Origin of the sequence: Plesiomonas sp. ZOR0011 (assembly GCF_000800945.1) — a bacterium.
Lineage (GTDB): Bacteria > Pseudomonadota > Gammaproteobacteria > Enterobacterales > CAMTGL01 > Plesiomonas > Plesiomonas shigelloides.
In genome coordinates this window covers 1-9,772 of record NZ_JRKB01000058.1, presented here as the reverse complement: position 1 = coordinate 9,772, position 9,772 = coordinate 1, and the positions used below count along the sequence as shown (strand labels likewise).

The window sequence follows — 9,772 nt, the reverse complement described above, 5'->3', positions numbered from 1 at the left end:
TGCCCGGACGCGGAATCGAACCACGGACACGGGGATTTTCAATCCCCTGCTCTACCGACTGAGCTATCCGGGCAGCTCGTGCTGCGTATTAAACGAAAATCGCGTTATAGAGTCAAGCGATATGCGAAATTACCCGAACTGTTTGATTAAATAGTGTTCTTGTGGCGTTTTTTTGCCCGTAATGCGCGCATGTTGACGCTCTAGCGCGGCGAGCGTTTAGCCAAGATACGCCAGCAGGTGATGCAGCTCGTGTGGTGAAATCGTGGCTTTCTGATTGCTGGCCAGCACCCAAATACTTAAGGACGTGGCGTCATTGAGGGTCAGGATGATGTTGGCGTGCTCCTTGATGGCCCGTTGATGCTGTTTTTTCAGCTTGGTGGCTGAATAGTCATGGCGCAGTTCGCAATCGGGTAGCAAGGCGTGCAGCTGATGGCCGAGTAACAGCATTTGGCTGAGCAGTGCCGGGTCTTCACAAGTGAAGCATATTTTCGGGTGTGTTGGCGCAGGCGCTGGCAGCGCTAAGGTGTCGAGCAGCAGCAGTAAACGCTCGATGCCGATGGCAAAACCGGAGGCCGGCAGCTGATAGCTACAGAATAAATTGACCAAGCCATCATAGCGTCCACCACCGCAGACCGTACTTTGGGCGCCGAGCTTATCGGTGATCCATTCAAACACGGTGCGGGTGTAGTAATCCAAGCCGCGCACTAAGCGTGGGTTGATGGTGTAGGCAATGCCGGCGCGCTCTAAGGTCGCGCAGACGGACTGAAAATGCTGGCGCGACTCGGCGCTTAAGTAATCGAGCAGTTGCGGCGCATCTTCCAGCATGCCTTGCATATCGGGATTTTTGCTATCGAGAATCCGTAGCGGGTTCTTATCGAGGCGGATCAGGCTGTCGTCGTCGAGTAACTCGCGGTGCTGCTCAAAGTAGCTGACCAGTGCAGCGCGGTGTTCGGCACGCTCTTCTGGGGTGCCGAGTGAGTTGATCTCCAGCCGTACATGCTGCGCAATCCCTAGCGCGGTGAAGATGTCATGGGAGAGCAAGATCAGCTCGCTGTCGATCTCCGGCCCCGCCATACCAAAGGTTTCGACGCCAAATTGGTTAAACTGGCGCAAACGGCCTTTTTGTGGCCGTTCATAGCGGAACATCGGCCCTTGGTACCACAGGCGCTGCGTGGTGTGGTAGCACAAGTCATTTTCGATAATCGAACGAACACAGCCACTGGTGCCTTCAGGGCGCAGGGTGATGTGTTCGCCAGACTTATCGGTAAAATCGTACATCTCTTTGGCGACGATATCGGTCGCCGCGCCCACCGCGCGTTGAAAGAGCTCAATCGGCTCTAAGATCGGTAAGCGTATTTCTTGGTAGCTGTAACGGCGCATAATGGTGCGCAGGGTTGCTTCCACCCATTGCCATTGCGGTGTTTCGCTGGGCAATATATCTTTCATGCCGCGAATCGATTGAAATTGCATTATTCGATACTCCTTATCTCATCTTATTCAGACGGTGATACATAAAAGGCTGCGTGACATTTCTGACACGCAGCCTTGGCTAGAGGGAGTGAATTACGCTACTTGCTGAGTTTCATCAGCAATCACATCATTGATCAGGCTATCAATACTTTCATGGGTCAGATGGTGAGCGGAAACCACCATGTGCGCCAGACCGTTAGAAATGGCCAGACAATGTTTTTTCCAAACGTCTTCAGATGGGCATGGGAACACCACGGTAATGGAGTTCTTATTCCGCCAAGCATTGACACCGGCTTTTTGGAATTGCTGCACCGCATATTCTGCCAGCTCCATACAACGGGTGATGCGTTGTTTCCATTCGGTAAAGGTGTGGCTATTAATGGCTTCCCACATCATCAGTGGGGTATGGCCATTACGTGAACCGGTAATGGTTTTATCGTGAGCCGCGATGTAATCAATTTCTACGGAGATTTGATCCACATTTTTCTTTTTGGCAATCACAATACCGCATGGAATTGGTGAACCAATCATTTTGTGGCCGGAAACCCCAATTGAGTCGATACCGTCGGCGAAAGTAAACGCTTGTGGATGATCAACGAATGGCAAAATCATTCCACTTAATGCAGCGTCTGCGTGAATATAATAATCTTCACGTTTGATACCTAATGCAGCGATCCGTTTTTGGATTTCGGCGATATCATCAATAGCACCTTTCACGGTAGTACCAACGTTGGCAAAGATAATCGGGTGTTTTTCACCATCCGCTTTGATTTTGGCAATTAAATCGTCATAGTCGATTTCACCATTGGCTTGTGATTCGACAACTTGAGATTTAATGCGCAGCAATTTAACAATTTTGGCTACAGAGTAGTGGGTGTCTTTGGAATAATACAGGGTGCTGTTCGGGTACAGTTCGCGCGCCAGATAGCAACCAAACATATTACCTTCAGTACCACCGTTGGTGACATAGCCCCAAGAATCTTCAAATGGGATTTTGAATAAATCAGCAAAATACTCGATAACCTCTTTTTCAAAGTCAAAAGAGTTTAGCAAGTAGTTGCAATACTCTGCCCAGTCACCACAGTTATTGAGCGAGAAACGCAGGAAACGTTCTAAATTGGTGTAATCAAAATCAGCAGATTCTGGGTAGCCGATATTGAAGTATTGATTTTTAACACAGTGAGCCCAGAAAGCGTCCAGTTTGTTTTGGTTTTCGATAGATAAAGTCATTTTAATTACTCTCTTATTAGATTCAGAACTGAATTAGATATCTGCGTTAACAACCACTTTCCCCGCGTGCGCTTTTTTGGCCGCGACAAAGGAGTACAGAGGAATAGTGCACAGCAGCATGACCACACCCCAGAAGATGGAGTCGTTACCGGAGCCCAGCAGCGCGAAGATGGAATAGACCATACCGAGTGCGGTCAGTAGCGCATAAACATAGAATTTACGGCCAGTATCCAGTTTCTTGGCGGCCATGATGATTGGCAGAGCAATGATGGCGTACATGTACGGCAGCAGTGAGGCGAATACCGACATCAAGATAATGATCTGGAATTGGTCAGCCAGGTTAGGTGACGCGGTCATCAGTAGCACAATGCTCATCAGCACACCGGTGAAGATCAAGCTCTTCATCGGCACGTTGTTTTTATTCACCTCACCAAAGAATTTCGGGAACAGCCCTGATTTGGCACCGGCTTTTGGCGCTTCAGATTGTAAGATTAACCAGCCAGAGATAGAGCCAAAGCAGGCAATGATACTTAAGGCTGATGCAATATTACCGGCCATTGGGCCAAACATATATTGAGCAGCAGCGGCAAATGGCGCAGGGGATTTAATTAATACTTCGTGAGGAACAATACCCATAATCACTGCGCAGCTACCGACATAGCATACGGAGGTAATTAATAACCCATACACAGTGGCTTTCGGCACGGTTTTCTCTGGATCTTTAACTTGGCCAGAGGCGACCACCGCTGATTCAACCCCCAAGAAGCCCCACAGTGCAATCGATGCTGCCGATAAGATCGCATGCATATTGCTACCACCGGTGCCATTATAAACTTGGGAATAAGTTTGCGGGTTAAACCAAGCCCAACCGACTAAGCCAACACCCAGAATAACAATCAGACCACACAAGGCAGTAAATGATTGTGCTTTGGTCGCCACATTAGCGCCGAAGCTGGCGAGGGCAATAAAGGCCCACAGAATACAGATGGCGGTAATACTGCCAATAGTGGGGTCTTTTAATTCAGGGAAGAAGAAACTTAAATAACCCACACCGGCAACCAGTAAAGCAACGTTACCAATCCAAGCGCTAATCCAATAGCAAATGGTGCTTTGAAAACCGATAAATGGGCCGAATGCATCATTTGCATACGCCACAATACCGCCATCTTTCGGGTTGATTAAACTGGTTTTGGCAAATACCAGAGCCAGCGACATTACGCCGACAATGGTAATTAGCCAGCCATAAATTGAAATGGATCCGATACCGGCCAAGTTGGTCGGCAGCATAAATACACCCGATCCCATCATGTTTGATGCAGTCACTAACGTTAGTGCGAGCACACCTATTTTGTGTGCCTGAGATACACTCATATCAGACATTGTTATTCCCTGGATTAAATTGTGATTTTATGGGGGCGCAAATTTATTCCATCGATAACGATGAGCCAATTTACAGACGTAATAAGGCCGCACGGATCAATAGATACGAAAAGATAAATTTGTGCTGTATGGGATAAAAGCTATTAGAGAAATAGCTTTTGAATTAGCAAGAGAGGCTAGAGATGCAGTAGGCGTAATCAGAGTCATTACCATAGGTGGTAATGATGAGATTTAATCTGAATGTTGACCAGCTTTGATTAATACTGAGAAGTTCCATCTTTTGTTCCAAAATAGACTTAACAAATACAAGCTACCTGTTCCTAATAATAATCGTCATACAAATAAGTTTTGTGATTTAGATCGCAAAATGGCGCAAGCTCATTAATCATGCGACTAACATGCATTAATTATGCATTCTCCGCATTCATTTTGATTTTTTATGCTAATTGCGATGGCGAAAGAAATAAAACGACACAGAAAGACATGGAAAATAAATCGGCGCAGAAAGGGGATATTAAGCTTTGGTGGTTGATGGTGGGGAAATTGCTGGCAAGGAGTAGGAGGGACAGAGAATGGTGCGCGAAAGAGAGTGCGTAGAAGAGTGTTGGAGGCTTGGTGTTGCCCGCCACGCAGGGCAAGCAACACCAAAGGAAGATCCTGACACCAATGTCGCGGTCGCGAGGCGAAATATGCCAGATGAGATGAGCTTCACTCATGCCTAACTAATATTTCTAACTAATTTTAGTGCAGCAAGCGCACCAGCAAGCTGCCGCTTTCGCGCAGCGGATCGCTATTGATACTCAGTACATAACCGGCGCACGGCGCATGATAGCGTTCAATCTCTTCGCCAAATGCATTCCACTGGATAGCCAGTAACTGCCCAGCGACTACTTGCTGGCCGAGAATGACTTGCGGGAGCGCGTAGCCACTGCGCTTAGCGCGTAAGGTGGTGGTGGCTTTGCCTTCCACCGGCGCGGCGGCTGGCGCAATCACGTTGCCTTCTAGCATACCTTGGTCGCGCAGGATGTTATAAATGCCCTGCAGTGTGCGGCTCACCATCGCCGGTTGGTAGCGCTTGGCGGTACCGACTTCCACGGTAATGCAAGGCACATTACGACGGTTCCATTCAGTTTCCAGCACGCCAGCATCACCCGGATCGTCCAAAATGCAATCCGGTGCCATCAGGTGCGCCATACGCACGCAGGCATCAATGCGGTAATCGGCAAACACATACAGCGGGTATTCCGCGCCGCGAGTCTGGGTGTGCAGATCGAGGGTGAAATCGGCGTTCGGGGTCAGCAGGTGCTGCCACAGTGCATCCAAATAGCGACCGGCGGCGGTCGGGTGATTGGCATCGCCCGGGAACAGACGGTTGAGGTTGACCGGCGAGGCATCTGGATCGCTGGGGATAAAATCGCGGCTACCGGCTAAGATCCCCGGTACGTTCATGCCGGAGACCAGCGTGATGGTGCCGCTGATTTGAGCCGGATCTAGCTCGCGCATCAGTTGCTGTACACACAAAACGCCGTTGAGCTCGTCGCCGTGCACGCCTGAGGTGATCAGCAGGCGTTTACCCGGACGCGCGCCTTGAATTACGCTCACCGGCACATACCAACCCTGACCGCTGGCCATATCTTGCGGACGAAAGTAGAACAGATGACGGCCAGTCGGCAGATCGGCGCTATTGAGATGGCTGACTACCGCTTTGCCATCAATGCGATCTTCGGTAAAGCAGGTCGCCATTGGCGCGTTGGTCATGGGCGTGTCAGTCGTCGGCAGAGCGGCCGCAGCAGTGTTCACGGACATACAATACTCTCCGTAGCATAAAATAGAATCGGGACGCCATCTTCGGCATCCCGTGAAAAACGGGCGCTGACATCGCGGTCAGCGCCGAGAGAAAGTGTTGGATCAGTGGTAGCCAAACAGCTGCGCGATCACCACAACGCTACTGGCCAGTACAAACAGCAGTAGCATAAAGCGCCAGCAAAAACGCGCCCAATCGCCCCAATCCACTCGGCAGACCCCCAGTGTGCCCATCAAGGACGCCGAGGTCGGCACAATCACGTTGGTAAAGCCATCACCGAGCTGGAATGCCAGTACGGAGACCTGACGGCTTACCCCCACCAGATCGCCTAGCGGCGCCATCAGCGGCATGGTCAGCGCCGCTTGACCGGAGCCTGAGGTGACAAAGAAGTTGAAGATGGATTGGAAGGTAAACATAAACCACGCGGCCAGCGAGTCATGTACACCACCAATCAGGCCCGAGGCACTGTGCAAAATGCTGTTCAGCACGCTAGGTTCACCTGTACCGCCGCTACCTACCAGCAGCAACACCCCTTTGGCAAAACCGACCAACAGCGCAGGGGCGATCATCACCGCCGCGCCATCACGAAACGCCGAAGCGATATCGTTCAAGGTCATGTTATTGAGGCGGAAAACCACGCCAATCAAACCGGCGACCAGACCCATGGTAAAGAACTGAGTCGCAATCTCGGGGATGTACCAAGCATGCACCACTACGCCCCAGATCACCCATACGGTGACGGCCAGCACGGTCAGCAGTACCAGTACATCGCCTAAACCGAAACGGCTGTTTTGCAGATCGGCGGTTTGGCTACGAAAGTGCGCATCGGTGCGGCGGCTGTACGAAAGCTCAGGGTTTTTACGAATCCGCATTGCGTATTGCATGGTGAAGGCGATGCCAACCAGCGTAAATAGGCACCACAGCCCGATACGCACACTGGCCCCTGACAGCACCGGAATACCGGCAATACCTTGCGCGATGGCCACACTAAACGGATTCATCCACGAAGTCGCAAAACCAATCTGGGTCGCCACATAGGTCACCATCACGGTGGTGATGCTGTCGTAACCTAAGCGCACCATCAACGGCGCGATAATGATGGCAAAGGCAATCGCCTCTTCGCCCATCCCGAATACCGCACCGCCCAATGAGAACAGGGTAAACATCACCGGAATAAACAGCAGCTCGTTGCCTTTGGTTTTATCGATCAGGCGCAAAATCCCGTTATCGATGGTGCCGGTACGCATCACAATGCCAAACGCACCACCAATCACCAGCATGAACATGATCACGCCAATCGCCGAGCCCCACTTGTCGCCGGATACCAGCCCTTCAAATGGGAAGTTCAGCAGGCCGACATCATCGCCGGTGGCAAACAGCGCAATGCGTTTGTACTCCGGCGTGCCGGCGGCATCCATCACGTAAGAGAACGAGTCGGGGTTAACCACTTTGCGGGTCTTTTCCACGCCGTCCAGTACGTAATGTACGGTTTGATCCTGAAAAGCACCTACCGGAATAAAGTAGGTGAGGGCCGCAGCCAACAGGCCGACAAAGAAAATAATCACCAGTGTATCTGGCATCTGCCAGCGGTTCGGTGCGGCCTTGAGCTGAGTGGTGGAGGATGGCGTGCTCATGAATTCAACTTACCCTGTTGCTATCGTAATATCTATGAATGGAAATGTTCTCTTTTTGCATACGTTTGCGTTTTGCATACTACGGCAACTCTATTTCAGCCGTAAAGCATAAAATATCGCCATAACAGGATAAAATTCACACCTGTAAAATTACGGCGTAATTTATAACCATTTTGCTGCCAGATTGTATGAATTAATGAGGTTTGAGGACGGCGGGCTATGCACGTTTTCGCTGCCGATTTGCGACTTTTCGCTAGGCGCAGCTGATCCTGTTAAAACACAACTACGGGTTTCTTTATGTCAATGGCAAGTATTGAAGCTACCGATATGTATGCGGAAAGCTGACCAAAAAGAGATCTTGGCAACGCTTCCACCACCGCTCTGTGTATTCCCCGCCTGATTTGCTTACCATGGCCGCGCCGAATTTCGGCAACCTTTATCGCTTGTGAAGAAGATGGATAGGTGCAGTGGTGAAACATTACTTTAAAAAAACAATATTACTCAGCATGTTAGCGTTAGCAGGTTGTAGCTCACTGAGCGAGCCGCGCGAAGCGGCCAGCATTATTATCAAAAACGGTACTGTGCTGACGATGGATCAGAACAACACCGTGATTAATAACGGTGTGGTGGTGATCCGCGATAACAAAATCGTGTCGGTCGGCGATGCTAAGCTGCTGGAGCGTTATCGCGCCGCTAAAGTGATTGATGCCGAAGAGGGCATCATCATGCCGGGGATGATTAACACCCATAACCATATCCCGATGGTGGCTTTCCGTGGGCTAGGGGAAGAGGGGATCAAAAACCGTCTGTTTGCTTACTTCTTCCCGCTGGAAGGGGAAAAACTCAGCCGCGATCTGATCTATAAAGCCACCGTGCACGGTAGCATTGATATGGCAATGTCCGGCGTGACCACTTATGCCGACATGTACTACCACATTGATGAAATGGCCAAGGCCAGCAAAGCAGTCGGCATTCGCGCGGTACTCGGGGAAACGGTGATCAAATTCCCGGTGGTGGATGCCAAAGAGTCGTATGGCGGGATCGACTATGCGGTCAACGTGATTAAAGCCTACCAGAATGATGAGCTGATCACTCCAGCTTTTGCGCCGCACGCACCGTACACTGTATCAAAAGAGAAAATGCAGCAGATCACCACACTGGCCAAAGAGTACCAAGTGCCGGTGATGATCCATGTGGGCGAGTTCGATGATGAAGACAAACGCCTGAAGCTGACCGATAAATCGGTGGTGGAGTATATGGATGAGATTGGCGTGCTTAATGAGCGCGTCCTGCTGGCGCACGCCATCCATCTGCAAGATGGTGATTTGGACTTGATCAAAGCGCGTGGTGCGGCGGTAGCTTACAACCCAATGGCCAATGCCAAAGGCGCAACCGGTATTGCTCGTGCTTATGAGATGCTGAATAAAGGCGTGAAAGTCGGCTTAGGTACCGATGGCCCAATGAGCTCCAATCAGGTCGACCTCTTCCGCACCTTAAGTTACGCCAGCAACATGCAGCGCCTGAAATATCAAGATCGCACCATCATGACCCCAGATGTAGTGGTGCGCATGGCCACTATCGGCGGCGCGCAGGCACTGAATATGGCCGACAAAGTGGGCTCGCTGGAAGCGGGGAAACTGGCGGATGTGATTGTGGTTGAAACCCGCTCACCAAACATGATGCCGAACTATGATGCGTTCGCCACCTTGGTGTTCCAAGCCAATCCAGCCAATGTGGATACCACCATTATCAATGGTCGCATTGTGGTAGAAGACAAGCAGCTGAAAACCTATGACATCGAGCAAAACCGTCAGCAGATGAAAGCGATTGAAGCTGATATTGCTGAGTTCGCCCGTGGTTTGGCGCAAAAAGCCAAAAGTATGGATTAAGCCACCGCGCCTCACGGCGTGCGGTATTGTGGGTTAACCCGAGATGGCGTGGCAACACGCCATTTTTTTATCTGCTGATCGCGCTATTGTTGTCCCTTTTTGCGCTCAACGTTAATTGCGCTTCATTACGGCAGAACTGCGCTAGAGCGGCGGCAGAGTGAAGGTTTTCAACATTCACTATTTACCATTCAATAATGAACAGGGAACAGGCAAAGGGAAGGGGACAAACAGGCTATGAAGACAAGTACAAAGAAAAAAGCCCCGCTCAATGAGCAGGGCTTTTCTTGTATGGCTCCTCTGACTGGACTCGAACCAGTGACATACGGATTAACAGTCCGCCGTTCTACCGACTGAACTACAGAGGA

The 9,772-nt window shown here is 50.5% G+C and carries 6 protein-coding genes and 2 tRNA genes; 1 reads left to right on the top strand and 7 read right to left on the bottom strand.

Annotation, left to right across the window (positions count from 1 at the left end; genetic code table 11):
* From L975_RS09810 to yfcC, 6 genes are all read right to left on the bottom strand, one after another.
* Positions 1 to 73 (bottom strand) — tRNA-Phe (locus tag L975_RS09810).
* A gap of 143 nt (positions 74 to 216) precedes the next feature.
* The gene (gene hisS / locus L975_RS09805) at positions 217 to 1,470 is read right to left on the bottom strand and encodes a histidine--tRNA ligase (protein WP_047708407.1); all 1,254 of its coding nucleotides are present in this window, start codon (positions 1,468 to 1,470) and stop codon (positions 217 to 219) included.
* Positions 1,471 to 1,563: 93 nt separating this feature from the next.
* Positions 1,564 to 2,700 (bottom strand): histidine decarboxylase, encoded by a 1,137-nt coding sequence (locus L975_RS09800; RefSeq protein WP_010864579.1) that lies wholly within the window; start codon positions 2,698 to 2,700, stop codon positions 1,564 to 1,566.
* 33 nt (positions 2,701 to 2,733) lie between these two features.
* Complete coding sequence (hdcC, locus tag L975_RS09795; protein ID WP_036769990.1) at positions 2,734 to 4,080, bottom strand: histidine-histamine antiporter; 1,347 nt, start codon at positions 4,078 to 4,080, stop codon at positions 2,734 to 2,736.
* 741 nt (positions 4,081 to 4,821) lie between these two features.
* Positions 4,822 to 5,886, bottom strand: coding sequence for a succinylglutamate desuccinylase/aspartoacylase family protein (locus tag L975_RS09785; protein ID WP_218185590.1), 1,065 nt, complete (start codon positions 5,884 to 5,886; stop codon positions 4,822 to 4,824).
* Between the two features lie 102 nt (positions 5,887 to 5,988).
* Entirely contained in the window at positions 5,989 to 7,464 is a 1,476-nt protein-coding gene (gene yfcC / locus L975_RS09780) for a putative basic amino acid antiporter YfcC (protein ID WP_047708408.1), read from the bottom strand.
* 560 nt (positions 7,465 to 8,024) lie between these two features.
* Between yfcC and L975_RS09775 the strand changes: the two genes are divergently transcribed.
* Positions 8,025 to 9,407: an amidohydrolase gene (locus tag L975_RS09775; protein WP_047708403.1), complete on the top strand. Its 1,383-nt coding sequence runs from the start codon at positions 8,025 to 8,027 to the stop codon at positions 9,405 to 9,407.
* 289 nt (positions 9,408 to 9,696) lie between these two features.
* Here L975_RS09775 and L975_RS09770 read toward each other — a convergent pair.
* Positions 9,697 to 9,772, bottom strand: a tRNA-Asn gene (locus tag L975_RS09770).